We start from the raw sequence: 16,526 nt of genomic DNA, 5'->3' as shown, positions 1-16,526 counted from the left end.
GTGACTCAGATCATCATCGCTGGTGTGGTCAGCTTCCTCGTAGCGATTTTTATCACCCCACTCCTGATCCGGTATTTCTCGGACACAGGAAAGGGCCAAGAAATCCGCGAGGACGGCCCCAAGTCGCACCTTCGTAAGCGCGGCACGCCAACCATGGGCGGTCTTGCGATCCTCGCCGGTATCACCGTGGCTTACCTGACGGTCGGCATCTACGGGCAAATCACCGGCCATGGTGGCTTCACCTACTCGGGCATCCTGGTCCTCGGCTTGACTCTGGGGCTTGGTGGCTTGGGTTTTGCTGATGACTTCATCAAGCTCTTCAAAGAGCGCAACCTGGGCCTGAACAAGACGGCCAAGCTGGTGGGCCAGCTGGCGCTCGCTCTGGCCTTCGGCCTGCTGGTTCTACAGAACCCCGATGAGAAGGGCCTGACGCCTGGCTCCACGAAGCTTTCCTTCATTCGTGACATCGAGACCTTCGACATTGCCGTTGGCCCGACCATTGTCGGAACCATCGTGTTCCTTATCTTCATGTACATCCTCATCGCGGCATGGTCTAACGCGGTCAACCTGACCGACGGCCTGGATGGTTTGGCGGCGGGTACCACCGCAATCGTGATGGGTGCGTACACCATCATGACCTTCTGGCAGTTCCGCAACTCTTGCGCGGCTGACTTCACCGCTGGCTGCTACCAGGTCCGTGATCCGCTGGACCTGGCGGTTCTGACTGCCGCCGGCCTGGGTGGTTGCCTGGGCTTCCTCTGGTGGAACGCTGCACCGGCCAAGATCTTCATGGGCGATACTGGTTCCCTGGCCCTGGGTGGCCTGGTTGCGGGCATCTCCGTGACCAGCCGCACCGAGCTGCTCATGATCATCATTGGCGCGCTCTTCGTCATCGAGACCGTTTCTGTGGTCATCCAGATCGTGGTCTTCCGTTCCACCGGCAAGCGTTTCTTCCGCATGGCTCCAATCCACCACCACTTCGAAAACGGCGGCTGGGCCGAGACCGCGGTTGTCATTCGCTTCTGGCTCATTGCGGCGATGGCCGCCATGACTGGTGTGGCAATCTTCTACGGCGAGTGGCTCGCTGATTCCGGCATCGGGCTGGTGGGCTAGTCATGACTAAAGTGCCAGAGAACCTAGCTGGAGGACTTCCCGAGTCCTTGCGAGGCCGTATCTTGGTGGCTGGCGCCGGAGTGTCCGGCCGCGGCTGCGCCACTGTCTTGCTGGGGCTGGGAGCAGACTTGGTTGTGGCCGATGGCAACGCCGACTCACGTGCCGCACTCGCTGCCGACCTATGCGTCGCGACCGTTGATACCGCCGCTGTTGATCCCGCGGAGTTCTCCCTCGTGGTTACCTCACCAGGCTGGGCGCCGAGCTCACCACTGTTGGTGGCCGCCGCTGCGGCGGGCGTTGAGGTGATCGGCGATGTCGAGCTGGCTTATCGCTTGGATAAGGCAGAGCTCTTTGGCCCCACGCGCACCTGGCTTGCTGTGACCGGCACCAACGGCAAGACCACTACCACGGGCATGCTGGCTGCCATCATGGCGGCCGATGAAAAGCGCTCTGGCAAGCGCTCCCAGGCCGTGGGCAATATCGGCACCTCGCCCTTCGATGCGCTGGCGGCAAGCCCACGCGTTGACGTACTGGTCGCCGAACTTTCTTCCTTCCAACTGCACTGGTCCTCCCAGCTGACCCCAGAGGTCGGCGTACTGCTCAACCTGGCAGATGATCACCTCGACTGGCACGGCTCCTTCGCCGCCTATGCCGAGGCGAAGGCCAAGGTCCTCAAGGGCGCGCACGCGGTCATCGGCCGCGACGACGCGCACGTGCGCGAATACGCGGACAAGGCGCGCAATGCCGGAATGATTTCCGCTGATGTGCACGCCTTCACCCACACCGAACCTGCCGATGGGGAAGCGGGCGTTGTCGAAGGAAAACTCGTTCTTAACAACGTTGCCGGCCACTCGGTAACCCTCATCGAGGACGTCACCACCATTGAGCCTGCCGGAATGGCTGGAGTACTGGACGCCGGTGCCGCCGCAGCTGCCGCCGCACTGGCAGGCGCAGTACCCCGCTCGATTACCGAGGGGCTCGTCAGCTACACCGTGGCCGGCCACCGAGGCGAGGTCGTGCACTCTCACGCAGGCGTCGACTATATCGATAATTCCAAGGCCACCAATCCGCACGCTGCCGAGGCCGCGATGCGTGGGCTTGATTCCGTGGTGTGGATCGCTGGCGGTCAGCTCAAAGGTGCTGACACCTCAGAGCTGCTCGAAACACACGCCACGCATATCAAGGTGGCGGTGATAATGGGCGTCGACAAGCAGCTGCTCGCCGACGCCATCGTCGCGCATGCCCCAGGCGTGCTTACCATCCTTATCGAATCCACCGACCCCGTTGCCGCCATGGATGAAGCTGTGGCTGCGGCAGTGCAACACGCCGAGAGCGGCGATACTGTGCTTTTGGCACCTGCTGGGGCATCGTTGGATATGTACACGGGAATGAGCCAACGCGGTGACTACTTTGCCGCGGCTGCCCGACGCATCGCACGTTAATCACGCACGCACCCCAGGAGAACCCATGACTGCCACCCGGCCGCAAACACCGGCGTCGAAGACGCTCGGCCAGCGCGTGCAAGAAATCCGCCAGCACTACCGTGCTCAGCCGGGCTTGGACTATCAGCTGCTGCGCATCATCATCTTCTCGTTGATCGGCATCGGCGTGCTGATGGCTTTTTCTGCATCCATGGCGACATCCTTCACGGAGACTTCCAATGTTTGGGCAGAGGCCATCCGCCAGTGCCTGCTTGTCTTCGGTGGTTTGGTGTTGTTCTGGCTGGCGTTGCGTATCTCGCCTTATACGCTGCGTAAACTAGTCCCGTGGCTGCTGCTGCTGTCAATACTCCTGCTCATTGCGGTGCTTATTCCGGGAATCGGTACCGGACGCGACACCGTGGGTTCCCAGTCGTGGATTTCCATCGGTAGTGTTGGCTTCCAGCCTTCGGAGTTTGCCCGAGTGACGGTGGCTATGTACGGCGCAACTGCGTTGGCCGGTAAGTCCCACCGCTCGCTACATCCGACCGATCCCTTCATGATGTATTCCATCATCTCGGGGCTGATGTTCTTCCTCATCGTGGCCCAGAGTGACCTTGGCATGGCGGTATCTTTCGCCATGGTCGTGGTCTTTACTTTGATTTTCGCTGGCGTTGACTGGCGGGTCCCCGCGGTGGTCTTGGTCCTCGGTACGTTGGGCTTGCTCGCTGTGTTCCTATCGGGTGGCTTCCGTTCGCACCGATTCCATACCTACTTTGATGCAATTCGCGGAAACATTGAGGATACGCAGGGCACAGGTTTCCAGGCATACCAGGGCTTTCTATCACTTGCCGACGGAGGCTTTTGGGGCGTAGGTCTCGGGCAGTCGCGCGCCAAGTGGTTCTACCTACCCGAAGCTAAGAATGACTTTGTCTTCGCTATCATCGGGGAGGAACTCGGCCTGTGGGGCGGCGTCCTCGTTATTTTTCTGTTTGCGGCATTGGGATACATCGGACTGCGCACTGCGAAAAACGCGCAGGACCAGTTCCAATCCTTGTTGGCTGCCACTTTGACGGTGGGCGTGGTTATCCAGGCGTTCATCAACATCGGCTACGTCATTGGTTTGTTACCTGTGACGGGTATTCAGCTGCCGATGATTTCTGCAGGTGGTACCGCTGCACTTATCACTATTGGCTCGATGGGAGTGTTGTGCAATGTGGCGCGGCACGAGCCATTACAGATTTCGGCGATGCAGAACTTTGGGCGCCCGCTATTCGACCGCCTATTCTTCATCCCCGAGCCCCAGCTTGCTGGTGACGCGCCAAAGCGTAAGACGGGACGACACGCTTCACGAACTCCAGCAAAACGCGGGAAAGGGCAATCCGGCGTAGTCGGACAATTGGCTCGTCGCAACGCAGAACGAGAAGAACGCTTTGGCCGCCCAGTGACGAGCCGACAGCCGCGGGCTGGGGAGAATAACACCGGTTCTACGGCGCCGCGGGGTGAGTACCGCCAGCGTGGCGCCGATCGGCGAGACGGGCGCGGCGAGCGCCGTTAAGCAGCAGGCGCACTGGTAGCGTGTAGGGCATGAATTCCACCCCCATTTCCGTCGTCATTGCAGGTGGCGGCACCGCAGGCCATATTGAACCAGCACTCGCAGTGGGTGAAGCGCTCAGACAGCGCCACGGCGCCCGATTAACGGCGCTCGGTACCCAGAAAGGGTTGGAACGCGACATCGTTCCGGGGCGTGGGGTCGATCTGCGCCTCATTACGCCAGTGCCCGTGCCGCGCAAGGTTAACGCTGAGCTGTTCAAGCTTCCCTTCAATCTGATTAAGTCCGTGCTGCAGACGCGCAAGGTGCTTAAAGAGGTCGAAGCGGACGTGGTGTTTGGAACCGGTGGTTATGTGGCAGCGCCGGCATATCTAGCTGCCAAGTCCATGGGTATGCCGTTCTACGTGTTGGAGACGAACGCGCTTTCCGGCATCGCCAATAAGCTCGGCGTGCGTATTGGCGGAATTGGACTTAATGCACACCGTAACTCCGGCATGCCCGGCGAGGTCGTGGGCATTCCGGTACGTCCTGGGCTGGGCGAGGACCCCGACGGCAGCGCCGCAGCCGCAGCACGCGAACGCTGGAATTTGGACCCAGAACGTCCAACCATCGTGGTTACCGGCGGCTCGCAGGGCGCTGTCAGCATCAACACCGCGGTTGCGGGCGCGCTGTCGCAGTTGACGGAGAAGTACCAGGTTCTTCACGCCTATGGCAAGAAGAATGTGGCCCCAGCGGAAGCTGAGCACTACACTGCGCTGCCTTATATCGATGACATGGCCGGTGCGCTAGCCGTGGCAGATCTTATGGTGTGCCGTTCCGGTGCCATGACGGTTGCCGAGGTTACTGCGGCCGGCGTGCCTGCAATTTACATTCCGCTGCCTATCGGAAACGGTGAGCAGGCGCTGAACTCTCGCGAATTGGTTGCGGCTGGTGCTGCAGTGCAGATTCTTGATGCGGAGCTAACCCCGCAGCGCCTGGTGGATGAAGTGCAGGCAACCCTTGGGGATGAGCAGCGGTATGCGGCTATGCGTAAGGCGGCTGCCACTAACTCTGCGGGCGACGTTGCCAATACGATTGCCGATCACATCAGGGATATGATCGACGAAGCCTCGCGCGCAGCGCACACCGACTAAAAGTCGGCCTTATTAGCGAATGTGAAGGAAAAGTAAATGACAAACTCCTACGATCTTTCCCGCGTCCACATGGTGGGTATTGGTGGCTCCGGCATGTCCGGTTTGGCCCGCATCTTGGCTAACCGCGGGGGCGTCGTGACTGGCTCTGATGTGAAGGCCTCCACTCCAGTGGAAGTACTGCGCACGATGGGCGTGAAGATCGCTATCGGCCACGCAGCTGAAAACCTTGAGTTGGCAGGTGACAAGCCTACTGTTGTGGTGACTTCCTTCGCCGCTATTCCACAGGACAATCCAGAACTTGCAGGTGCTCGCGCGGCCGGTATCCCGGTCATCCGCCGCTCTGACCTTCTGGCGGAGCTCATGGAGGGGCACCAGCAGATTCTGTTGGCGGGCACCCACGGAAAAACCTCCACCACGTCCATGACCGTGACCGCGATGCAGCAGGCCGGATTGGATCCTTCCTTCGCTATCGGCGGCCAGCTCAACCGTGCAGGCACCAACGCCCATGCGGGAACCGGCGCGGCATTCGTGGCCGAAGCCGATGAGTCCGATGCCTCCTTGCTGCGTTACAGCCCAACCGTCGCAGTAATCACCAACGTCGAGCCTGACCACCTAGATTTCTTCCACAACGCCGAGGCTTATTACAAGGTCTTCGATGATTTTGCTGATCGCATCGAAGAAAGCGGGTACCTCGTTGTGTGCCTGGAAGATGATCACGCTGCCCAGACTGGCCTGCGCGCGCTCGAGCGCGGCATTCAGGTCCTAGGTTATGGCAGCGCGGAAGCGGGGGAGAAGTACCCGTCCATCCCGCTGGCGGCTGAGGTTCTGGAGGAGAAGGTTTCCGTCATCGGAATGCAGGTCCGCGTGCGCGTGGCACTGCCGGGTGCACAGTCCCAAGAGCTGTCCTACGAGCTGCAGATTCCGGGCCATCACATGGTACTCAATTCCCTGGCCGCGCTTGTCTCCGGCGGGCTTGCGGGCGGCGAGCTCTCCGAGCTGGCTGAGGGCCTGACGGACTTTACCGGCGTGCGCCGCCGTTTTGAGTTCCGAGGCACCGAGTCTCAAGTGCGCGTCTTCGACGATTATGCGCATCATCCCACCGAGGTCACTGCTGTGCTCACGGCAGCGCGTCAGAAGGTCGAGGCTGAGGGCAAGGGGGCCCGCGTTATCGCTTGCTTCCAGCCGCACCTGTACTCGCGCACGATGGAGTTCGATAAGGAGTTCGCGCAGGCGCTGGCGCTTGCCGACGCCGCCGTGGTCCTCGACATCTACGGCGCCCGCGAGCAGCCGGTGGAGGGGATTACCTCTCGCATCATCACTGACAAGATGCCGGAAGACATGAAGGTGATCTTCGAACCGAACTTCTCTGAGGCGGCGCAGGACGTTGTCTCGCTGGTGCAGCCTGGCGACGTCGTGCTCACCATCGGCGCCGGTTCAGTGACGATGCTTGCCGCAGAAATCTTGGACGAGCTAAAGGCGCTGAATGTCTAAGAAATCAATTACCGCAATAGTCGCCGGAATTCTTGCCGTGCTGGTCTTGGCGGCTGCTGCCGTGTGGCTTTTTCCAGTGTTTAAGGTTTCCTCCTTTGAGATCCAAGGCAATTCCCACGTGGATGCTGCACAGGTGGAAGAGTCCAGCGGGGTAGCGGTGGGGGAGAATCTGGTTCGCGTTGATGCTCGTGCGGCGGCGTCGGGAGTGGCACACCTGCCGTGGGTAAAGTCTGCGACGGTATCGCGTGCCTTCCCATCGACCCTCGATATCGAGGTCATCGAACATGAGGCGGTGGCTTTCCGCGAGGGCAATTTGCTTATCGACGCCGAGGGTAAGGAGTTCACCACGGACACCCCGCCGGAGGGCGCAGTGGAAATTACCGGCAGCGCGGAGCCGGGTTCGCAGGATTTGCGCGATGCCGTTGATGTGCTTGCTGCGCTGCCACAGAACCTGCGTGCGCAGGTCAAGTCGCTGGAGGTGAAGAACGCGTACTCGATGACTTTCCACCTCCAGGATGAGCGGACCGTTTTCTGGGGCGCCTCGGAGGATAATGCGAACAAAGCCTTGGCGTTTGAAACCGTTCTAAAGATGGAAGGCCAAAACTGGAATATTTCTAACCCGGAATTGGTCACAAGTAAATAAAATTAGCGTTCAAAACTTAAGCCCTGCGCAGCCCCAAATAGTGTCAACGGGTGGGGTGCGTGGGGCTTTTGTGATCTGAAAACCTGCATGTCAGCAACCCTAAACCACTACTTGAGGGTACCGACACGCGGCAAAATGAACGCGAAAATTACAAGCGCGTCGTTAAAGATGGAACTAACCGCTCGCAACAAATGCTGGGCGCACAAATCCTCGTTTACGCACCAACAGTGAAAGGTGAGAGCCCCTCACATGATCTCTACTAGCAATAACCTCGCGGACATCAAGGTCGTCGGTGTCGGCGGCGGCGGTGTCAACGCCGTTAACCGCATGATTGAAGAAGGGCTGAAGGGCGTTCAGTTCGTCGCAATCAACACGGACTCGCAGGCACTGATCTTCTCTGATGCCGACACCAAGCTCGACATCGGACGCGAGGCCACTCGCGGTTTGGGCGCGGGTGCTAACCCAGAGGTCGGCAAGACCTCTGCAGAAGACCATAAGACCGAGATTGAGGATGCCCTGGAAGGCTCCGACATGGTCTTCGTGACCGCAGGCGAGGGCGGCGGCACCGGTACCGGCGCCGCCCCGGTCGTTGCTTCCATCGCCAAGAAGATGGGCGCGCTGACCGTCGGCGTTGTGACCCGTCCATTCAAGTTCGAGGGCGCTCGCCGTACTCGTCAGGCTATGTCCGGTATCGAGGAGCTGCGCGAGGTCTGCGACACTCTCATCGTCATTCCGAATGATCGCCTCATGCAGCTCGGTGGCGAAGAGCTCTCCATCGTCGAGGCATTCCGTGCTGCCGATGAAGTCCTCCACAACGGTGTGCAGGGTATTACCAACCTCATCACCATCCCGGGCATGATCAACGTCGACTTTGCTGACGTCCGCTCCGTCATGGCTGATGCCGGCTCCGCACTCATGGGCATCGGCTCCGCACGGGGCGATAACCGCGCGCTCAACGCTGCTGAACAGGCCATCAACTCGCCGCTGCTCGAGTCCACGATGGAAGGCGCCAAGGGTGTCCTGCTCTCCATCGCTGGTGGCTCCGACCTTGGCCTGCACGAGGTCAACGCCGCTGCTTCCATGGTGGAGGAGCGCGCTGACGAGGATGCCAACATCATCTTCGGTACCATCATCGACGACAACCTGGGCGACGAAGTCCGCGTCACCATCATCGCCACTGGCTTCGATGCGCAGGCAAACATGACAACTAACGTTGCGCCTCAGCAGCAGCAACAACAACAGCGTCCGGGCTCCCTCTTCGACAACCGCGAAGAGGCTGCCCCAGTCCAGCAGCCTGCACCGCAGCAGCGCTACGAGGAACAGCGCTACGAAGAGCCGCGCTACGAAGAGCCGCGTCAAGAAGAGCGTCCTCGTTTCGAGGAACAACCGGCAGAGACCTACCGGCCGCGTCATTCCTCCAACGGTGGTTTGTTTACCACCTCTGAGCGTTTTTCTCGCGAGGAGCGCCGCGACGACTACCGCCTGTCGCGTCCGGCTGAGCGCCGCGACGACCGTCGCCAGGATGACGGTGACGACGATCTCGACGTGCCGTCCTTCATGCGCTAAACGCTGAAGGTACTGCGCTAATCTGGAGTGCATGCCAGTAAACGAGGAAGCACCACAACGCCCCGTGCGCATGGTTTTTACAAGCCGTGCGGGCGGGGTTTCGTCGTCCCCATACGAGTCATTTAACCTGGGCGATCACGTCGGCGATGACCCGGCGGACGTCGTCAGTAACCGAGCCCGCCTGCAGCGCGTGCTGGGGCTCGACGACATTGTGTGGATGGAACAGCTCCACACCAACACCGTCACGCGCGTGGACCGTGGCAACGCCGGCACGCCGGTCGAGGCCACCGACGCCATCATCACCACGGAAAAACGCCTCGGGCTCGGTGTGCTCGTCGCGGACTGCACGCCGGTGCTGCTTTCCGACGTCTCCGCCGGCGTCGTCGCCGCCGCCCATGCAGGTCGCCTCGGGGCTCGTAACGGAATCATCCGCAACACGGTCGAAGCCATGCTGGAACTTGGCGCCACTCCTTCGACTATCCAGGTCCTGATGGGGCCGGCCGCCTCGGGCCTGAACTATGAGGTACCGGAGGCGATGGCGGACGACGTCGAAAAGCATCTGCCCGGGGCCAAAACCCGCACAAAAACGGGTACCTGGGGTGTGGACGTACGTAAAGGGCTCATCCGGCAGCTGATGGGGATGGGGATTATCAACATCGAGTCGGATCCGCGCTGCACCATCGAAGACACTGATTTCTTTTCCTACCGCCGCGAAGGCACCACTGGGCGCCAAGCAGGCGTTATCTGGTTGGAGGTATAAATGAACCGCAAGGAAGAACTGCAAGCAGGGCTCGAGCGCACTCGCGCCCAGATTGAGGACTTCGCTCGCGCGGCCGGGCGAGAGGTGCCGCAGCTGTTGCCGGTGACCAAGTTCCACCCGGCGGGCGACGTCGCGCTTCTCGCCGAGCTTGGGGTCACCGACGTGGCGGAAAACCGCGAGCAGGAAGCGCGCGCTAAAGCCGCGGAGTTGCCGGCGGTGCGCTTTCACATGATTGGGCAGATTCAGACCAAGAAGGCTAATCACGTGGCGCGTTGGGCGCACAGCGTGCATTCTTTGGACTCTGCGAAGCTCGCGACGGCGCTCGATCGCGGCGTTGCCAATGCACAAGAATCCGGAGATCGTGACGACGCGCTGCCGGTTTTTATTCAGGTTTCCGCCGATGGCGATACCGCCCGCGGGGGAGTGGCTCTGCCGGATGTTCCGAGTCTCGTCGAGCTCGTGGAGGAATTGGTAAACCTTGAACTGCAGGGCTTTATGGTGGTTCCGCCGCTGGACTCCGATGCTGCTGAGGTCTTCGGGCGCGTGCGGACGTTGACTGACGACGTCGCCCGGCTCCTCGGGCGCCCGCTGAAAATGTCGGCAGGAATGAGCGCGGATTTGGGTGAGGCGATCGCTGCGGGAACAGATATCGTGCGTGTCGGAACCGGCATCATGGGACCCCGGCCAGTAGGTTAGGTGGCAACGCAAACGCGCATTTCACAGGTACAATTCACTGCTTTCACATTAGCAACATTCGTACCAAGTTAAGGGCAAAACAGATTAGGTCAGAGGGAGACTAGATATGTCTTTGATTGATAGGACGAAAGAGTTCTTCGGGTTGGGCCCGATGGACATCGAAGCCGACGACGCTTACTACGCCGACGAGCGCAGCTACGAGTCCAACGGCTCCGCCGCTTATGCACCGCGCTCCTTTGAGCCGGCTCTGGAAGAGGAATTTGTCCCGACCATCGTGGCGCTTTCCCTCGTTTCCTTCGACGATGCAGCCAAGGTTGGCGCGCCGTTCCGTGATGGCGATGCGGTTGTCTTCGAACTGACTGATGCTGACAAGGCTTCCGCGAAGCGTTTCATCGACTTCGCTGCTGGCCTGTGCTTCGGCCTTGAAGGTCGCATGCTCAACCTGACCAAGGGTATGGACACCGACCGTCGTGTGTTTGCCATTGTTCCTAAGGGTGCAGACATCTCCACTCTCGAGCTGGAGCGTGCTGCACACCTGCGCTAAGTTTCAGCGTCAAAGATGCGAAGCGCCGTCCCGGTTCCCCAAGTGTTGGTGGGGAGCGGGGCGGCGTTCGCCTTTAGCGAAATTAATTGTGTGGATGCCGCATCAGTGGGGGTAGTTCAGATAGGCTCGTCCGAGTGAGCACTATTGGAATAATCCTGATCCTCATCCTGCGAATCTATTCGTGGATTCTGATTGCCCGAATCATCATTGAGATGATCCAGTCCTTCTCGCGCCAATTTAACCCGCCTCGCTGGTTTATGGTGCTAGCTGAGCCGCTGTTTATGGTCACCGACCCACCAGTTAGGGCGCTTCGCCGTCTTATCCCACCGTTGCGAATGGGTGGGGTTGCGCTCGATGTTTCAATCATCGTTTTGTTCTTGCTTTTGTCCGTCTTGATGATGGTGGTCTCGAGCATTTTCCTATAAGGCGGGTGTATTGAAACCTCCTGTTAACGTTGAGACTCGGCGATTCGTTAGCTAATGTGAGCGTTTGGATACAATCAATACTGATATTCCGTATTATTAAACGCACATGTTCTTTGTAGACGTATCTAGTGGCGCAACTTTTGGTTAGCCTTTAGATGTGTTTGCATCTCCCAAGACCTCGGAGGCTCCGGGGTTGCACCGACTTGAAGGGGAAGAGAAGTCAATGCCACTGTCACCAGCTGATGTACACAACGTCGCTTTCAGCAAGCCGCCAATTGGCAAGCGTGGCTACAACGAGGATGAAGTCGACCAGTTCCTCGACCTCGTAGAAGACACCCTTGCCCAGCTGCAGGATGAAAACGATGACCTGCAGGCTCAGGTTGAAGAGCTGCAAACCAAGGGCGGCGCTACTACAGGCGTAGCCGCAGCTTCCGCTAACAAGGGTGCCGACGAGGCCACCCTCCGCAAGGAGATTGAGTCCAAGCTCCGCGCAGAGTACGAGACCAAGCTTGTGGACTCCAAGAATGAGGTCGCAAAGGCCAAGGAAGAGGCTAAGCGCGCTCAGGAGCAGGCAAAGGCCGCTCAGGCTGAGGCGTCCAAGGCGCCAACTGGTTCTAACAACGATGCAGAACTCAAGGCTGCTCGTGAGGATGCTGCGAAGGCTCAGCGTGAACTCGAGGCAGCTCGTGCAGAAGCAACCCAGGCTAAGAAGGATCTCGAGGCTTCCAAGAAGGAGAACGAGGACCTCCGGAAGAACGCTGGATCCGCCAAGACCGCTGCCGTTTCCGGCATTGCGGGTGCTGGTGCGGGCGCTGCCGCCACCACGGCTGCGGATGGTCTGGCTACCCCGGATACCCACATGCAGGCTGCTCGCGTCTTGGGTCTGGCTCAGGAGATGGCAGACCGCCTCACCTCCGAGGCAAAGGCAGAGTCCGAGTCCATGCTGTCCGAGGCGCGCACCGCGGCCGAGAAGCAGCTTAACGACGCCGACTCCCGCTCCAGGGCACAGCTGGCCGACGCCCAGAAGAAGTTTGACGCTCAGCTGCTCGACGCAGACACCCGCTCCAAGAAGCTGGTTTCTGACGCTGAGGCTAAGGCAAAGCAGACTGAGTCCGAGGCTAACTCCCGCGCTGAGGCTCAGATCCGCCAGGCTGAGGAGAAGGCTGCAGCCCTGCAGGCTGACGCTGAGAAGAAGCACACCGAGGTTATGAACACCGTCAAGCAGCAGCAGACGGCCCTCGAGGCTCGTATCGCCGAGCTGCGTACCTTCGAGCGCGAGTACCGCACCCGCCTCAAGACCCTGCTGGAGTCCCAGCTGGAGGAGCTTGAGACCCGCGGCACCGCTGCACCGAACGGTGAAGCTGGCAAGTAAGCTTTTAACGGCTTAGGCTTTAAGGCGTCCTTCCATGGCATTGGGAGGGCGCCTTTTTTGGAGGTAAAACATGCTTGTTGCAGCACTCGTTTTGGCATTCGTAGCGTTCTTGGCGCTGGTGAACTTCGTACTAACTTCTGCCGATTGGTCTTTGTATCTGCTCTTCGTTGCCGCGGGGCTTGGGATGGTGCTCTTCATCATCGACGGCTTCCGGAAGCGCAAACCGGATCTTGCGCAGGACGAGGCGGCAGGGGAGTACCCTGCCTAACTGGCCTGCCAGCGAATCTTGCCGTTTGCCCCTATGGGGGAGCCGCAGCCTGTGAAAATTTGACGGCATGGGTATACTTCGAAGACGTATGCACTGAGCCGGCAATCACCGGGGAGCATCTCGGAAGAACGCACAAAGTGCCAAGAACGCACAAAGTGCCAGTAGAACCGAGCGGGTGGGACCGAAATCTCCTTCACTGAAACGAAGTGGGCGTCGTCAGGCGCCAAGCAGGGTGGTACCGCGAGCCGCAAGGCGCGTCCCTGCACCAGCCCACGAGTGAAGGAAGATTAATGAGCGAAAACGTTGGCGGCGTTTACCCCAAGGTTGATATGACCGGCGGCTCGAGCCGTTTCCCAGACATGGAAGAAGTCGTCCAGAAATTCTGGAAGGAAGACGGAACTTTCCAGGCCAGCTTGGACCAGACCAAGGATTGCCCTGAGTACATCTTCTACGACGGTCCTCCCTTTGCTAATGGTTTGCCGCACTACGGCCACCTGTTGACGGGCTACGTCAAGGACATCGTTCCGCGTTACCGCACCATGGCTGGCAATTACGTCCCGCGCGTCTTCGGCTGGGACACGCACGGCCTACCTGCAGAGCTGGAGGCTGAAAAGCAGCTCGGCATCACAGACAAGGGCCAGATCGAGGAGATGGGCCTCGAGAAGTTCAACGAATACTGCGAGAAATCCGTCATGCAGTACGCCGGCGAGTGGGAAGACTACGTCAACCGCCAAGCGCGCTGGGTGGACTTTGAAAACGGCTACAAGACCTTGGACATCGGCTACATGGAATCGGTCATGTGGGCATTCAAGGAGCTCTATGACAAGGGGCTTATCTACCAGGGCTTCCGCGTCCTGCCTTACTCCTGGGCCGAGCACACCTCGCTGTCCAACCAGGAGACGCGCCTGGATGACTCCTACAAGATGCGGCAGGACCCGACCCTGACCGTTACCTTCCCGGTCACCGGCGCGAAGCCTGGCTCCGCGGCCGAAAAGACCTTGTCCGAAAACGCTGAGCTTGGCGATGCCGCCTTCCTCGCTTGGACCACGACTCCTTGGACCCTGCCATCCAACTCGGCGCTGGCCGTCCACCCAGAGGTCAACTACGTGCTGTTCAAGGCCACCGACGGCGATTTTGAGGGCAAGACCTTCGTCATGGCTGAGGCGCTGACCGGCACATTGGCTAAGGAACTCGGCGAGGTGGAAGTCCTGAAGAGCTTCCTTGGTAAGGACCTGGAGGGCTTTACCTACCAGCCAGTTTTTGACTTCTTCCCAGACCTGGAGAGTGCTTTCCAGGTAATCCTGGCGGATTACGTTACAACGGAAGACGGTACTGGTGTTGTCCACCAGGCTCCGGCGTTTGGTGAAGACGATATGAACACCTGCCAGAAGTACGGCATTGAGCTGGTCATCCCGGTTGATGAGGACGGCGAGTTCACCTCTCAGGTCCCGCCTTATGAGGGCCAGCTTGTCTTTGATGCGAACAAGGACATCATCAAGGACCTGAAGGCTGCGGGCCGCGTGGTACGCCACGTGACCATCGAGCACTCCTACCCGCACTCCTGGCGCTCTGGTGAGCCGCTTATCTACAAGGCACTGCCGGCATGGTTTGTGAAGGTCACCGAGTTCCGCGACCGCATGGTCGAGCTCAACCACAACGAGATCGAGTGGCTGCCAGAGCACATCCGCGACGGCCAGTTCGGGAAGTGGCTCGAGGGCGCGCGCGACTGGAACATCTCCCGCACCCGTTACTGGGGCGCGCCGATCCCGGCGTGGGTTTCGGATAACCCGGAGTACCCGCGCGTGGACGTCTACGGCTCGCTCGACGAGCTCGAGGCTGACTTCGGCGTGCGCCCGACGTCGCTGCACCGTCCGTACATCGATGAGCTGACTCGCCCGAACCCGGACGATCCAACTGGCAAGTCGATGATGGTTCGCGTTCCTGACGTTCTGGACTGCTGGTTCGAGTCCGGTTCCATGCCGTTTGCACAGAAGCACTACCCGTTTGAGAACAAGGAATGGTTCGAGACTCACTCGCCGTCCGACTTCATCGTGGAGTACTCCGGCCAGACTCGCGGTTGGTTCTACGTCATGCACGTTCTGTCTACCGCGCTGTTTGACCGTCCGGCCTACAAGAAGGTCGTGGCGCACGGCATCGTGCTGGGCAACGATGGCCTGAAGATGTCGAAGTCCAAGGGCAACTACCCGAACGTCAACGAGGTCTTCGACCGCGATGGTTCTGACGCTATGCGTTGGTTCCTGATGTCCAGCCCGATCCTGCGTGGTGGCAACCTCATCGTCACCGAGCAGGGTATCCGCGAGGGCGTGCGCCAGGCTATCCTGCCCATCTGGAACGCGTACACCTTCCTGCAGCTCTACGCGAGCCGCGAGGCCCGCTTCGACGTCTCCTCGAAGAACGTGCTTGACCGTTACATCTTGGCCAAGACTCACGACCTCGTGGAGCGCACGAACGACGCCCTCGCGAACACCGACATCGCTGCGGCCACCGAGGAGGTACGTCACTTCGCGGACGTGCTCACCAACTGGTACGTGCGCCGTTCCCGCGACCGTTTTTGGGCGGGCGAGGAGCAGCACGAGGAGGCCTTCAACACGCTGTACACCGTGCTGGAGACCGTCACCCGCGTGGTGGCTCCGCTGCTGCCGCACGTGGCTGAGGTCATCTACCGCGGCCTGACCGGGGAGCGCTCTGTGCACCTGGCTTCCTACCCGAAGGCAGAGGACTACCCGGCAGAACCGAGCCTCGTGGCATCGATGGATGCCACGCGCGCTGTGGCTTCGGCGGCGTCGTCTGTGCGCAAGTCCAACAAGCTGCGCAACCGCCTCCCGCTGCCGAAGCTGACCGTGGCCATGGCTGATTCCGCGCAGCTCGCTGACTTTGCGGACATCATCCGCGATGAGGTCAATGTGAAGGATGTTGTTCTCACTGATGATGTCGATTCCGTGGGCACCTTCGAGGTTGTCTGCAACGCTAAGGTCGCTGGCCCGCGCTTGGGCAAGGACGTCCAGCGCGCCATCAAGAACCTGAAGGCGGGCAACTACGAGCGCCGCGGCGACGAGGTTGTTGTTGACGGCGATATCGTTCTGGGCGCTGATGAGTACACCGAGCGTCTGCAGGCGGCGAACCCGGCATCGACGGCGCGTATCGACGGCGTCGACGGCCTGGTTGTCTTGGACACCGAGGTCACCGAGGAGCTCGAGGCAGAAGGCTGGGCCGCCGACGTCATCCGCGGTCTCCAGGATGCCCGTAAGGCCGAGGACTTCGAGGTCTATGACCGCATTTCGGTGGTCTTGTCAGTTCCAGCTGACAAGGAAGAGTGGGCTAACCGCCACGCAGACCACATCGCGGCTGAGGTCCTGGCAACCGAATTCACCGTGGTCACCGAGCCTCTCGAGGGCCACCAGGTGGTCAAGGGCGCTACCGCAACCGTAAAACGCGTTAATGCTTAGAAACGTTAACGTTTAGAAAGTGCCCGGAAAGGAAGACTTCCTTCCGGGCATTTTTCTGCTTGCCGAGGGCAAATGCAG

Annotated in this window: 14 protein-coding genes; all 14 read left to right on the top strand. The window is 60.1% G+C overall.

Features of this window, described 5'->3' with window-relative positions; all coding sequences use genetic code 11:
• The 14 genes from mraY (at window position 1) to ileS (ending at window position 16,448) form a co-directional block, all read left to right on the top strand.
• Window positions 1-1,113: a phospho-N-acetylmuramoyl-pentapeptide-transferase gene (mraY, locus tag HMPREF3148_RS08775; protein WP_049063096.1), complete on the top strand. Its 1,113-nt coding sequence runs from the start codon at window positions 1-3 to the stop codon at window positions 1,111-1,113.
• A gap of 2 nt (window positions 1,114-1,115) precedes the next feature.
• Complete coding sequence (gene murD, locus HMPREF3148_RS08770; protein ID WP_049152174.1) at window positions 1,116-2,555, top strand: UDP-N-acetylmuramoyl-L-alanine--D-glutamate ligase; 1,440 nt, start codon at window positions 1,116-1,118, stop codon at window positions 2,553-2,555.
• A 25-nt stretch (window positions 2,556-2,580) separates the two neighbouring features.
• The gene (locus HMPREF3148_RS08765) at window positions 2,581-4,089 is read left to right on the top strand and encodes an FtsW/RodA/SpoVE family cell cycle protein (protein ID WP_049063098.1); all 1,509 of its coding nucleotides are present in this window, start codon (window positions 2,581-2,583) and stop codon (window positions 4,087-4,089) included.
• 29 nt (window positions 4,090-4,118) lie between these two features.
• A complete protein-coding gene (murG, locus tag HMPREF3148_RS08760; RefSeq protein WP_049063099.1) occupies window positions 4,119-5,216 on the top strand; it encodes an undecaprenyldiphospho-muramoylpentapeptide beta-N-acetylglucosaminyltransferase in 1,098 nt (365 codons plus the stop codon).
• Between the two features lie 36 nt (window positions 5,217-5,252).
• A complete protein-coding gene (murC, locus tag HMPREF3148_RS08755; protein WP_005528714.1) occupies window positions 5,253-6,707 on the top strand; it encodes a UDP-N-acetylmuramate--L-alanine ligase in 1,455 nt (484 codons plus the stop codon).
• The gene (locus HMPREF3148_RS08750) at window positions 6,700-7,350 is read left to right on the top strand and encodes a cell division protein FtsQ/DivIB (protein ID WP_070509016.1); all 651 of its coding nucleotides are present in this window, start codon (window positions 6,700-6,702) and stop codon (window positions 7,348-7,350) included. The genes murC and HMPREF3148_RS08750 overlap by 8 nt, the downstream gene beginning before the upstream one ends.
• A 249-nt stretch (window positions 7,351-7,599) precedes the next feature.
• Entirely contained in the window at window positions 7,600-8,916 is a 1,317-nt protein-coding gene (ftsZ, locus tag HMPREF3148_RS08745) for a cell division protein FtsZ (RefSeq protein WP_070509014.1), read from the top strand.
• Between the two features lie 31 nt (window positions 8,917-8,947).
• Window positions 8,948-9,676: a peptidoglycan editing factor PgeF gene (gene pgeF, locus HMPREF3148_RS08740; RefSeq protein WP_070509012.1), complete on the top strand. Its 729-nt coding sequence runs from the start codon at window positions 8,948-8,950 to the stop codon at window positions 9,674-9,676.
• Window positions 9,677-10,372: a YggS family pyridoxal phosphate-dependent enzyme gene (locus HMPREF3148_RS08735; RefSeq protein WP_005528722.1), complete on the top strand. Its 696-nt coding sequence runs from the start codon at window positions 9,677-9,679 to the stop codon at window positions 10,370-10,372.
• 106 nt (window positions 10,373-10,478) lie between these two features.
• Complete coding sequence (locus HMPREF3148_RS08730) at window positions 10,479-10,916, top strand: cell division protein SepF (protein WP_070509010.1); 438 nt, start codon at window positions 10,479-10,481, stop codon at window positions 10,914-10,916.
• A 134-nt stretch (window positions 10,917-11,050) separates the two neighbouring features.
• On the top strand, window positions 11,051-11,341 hold the full coding sequence (locus tag HMPREF3148_RS08725) for a YggT family protein (RefSeq protein WP_005528727.1): 291 nt from the start codon (window positions 11,051-11,053) through the stop codon (window positions 11,339-11,341).
• 223 nt (window positions 11,342-11,564) lie between these two features.
• The gene (locus tag HMPREF3148_RS08720) at window positions 11,565-12,713 is read left to right on the top strand and encodes a DivIVA domain-containing protein (RefSeq protein WP_049145590.1); all 1,149 of its coding nucleotides are present in this window, start codon (window positions 11,565-11,567) and stop codon (window positions 12,711-12,713) included.
• 70 nt (window positions 12,714-12,783) lie between these two features.
• On the top strand, window positions 12,784-12,981 hold the full coding sequence (locus HMPREF3148_RS08715) for a zinc-binding dehydrogenase (protein WP_070509008.1): 198 nt from the start codon (window positions 12,784-12,786) through the stop codon (window positions 12,979-12,981).
• 290 nt (window positions 12,982-13,271) lie between these two features.
• The gene (gene ileS / locus HMPREF3148_RS08710; protein WP_070509006.1) at window positions 13,272-16,448 is read left to right on the top strand and encodes an isoleucine--tRNA ligase; all 3,177 of its coding nucleotides are present in this window, start codon (window positions 13,272-13,274) and stop codon (window positions 16,446-16,448) included.
• Window positions 16,449-16,526: the final 78 nt, after the last annotated feature.

The sequence above is a fragment of the Corynebacterium sp. HMSC05D08 genome (assembly GCF_001807215.1).
In the GTDB taxonomy this organism is placed as follows: Bacteria; Actinomycetota; Actinomycetes; order Mycobacteriales; family Mycobacteriaceae; genus Corynebacterium; species Corynebacterium striatum.
This window is presented reverse-complemented; position numbering and strand designations above follow the sequence as displayed.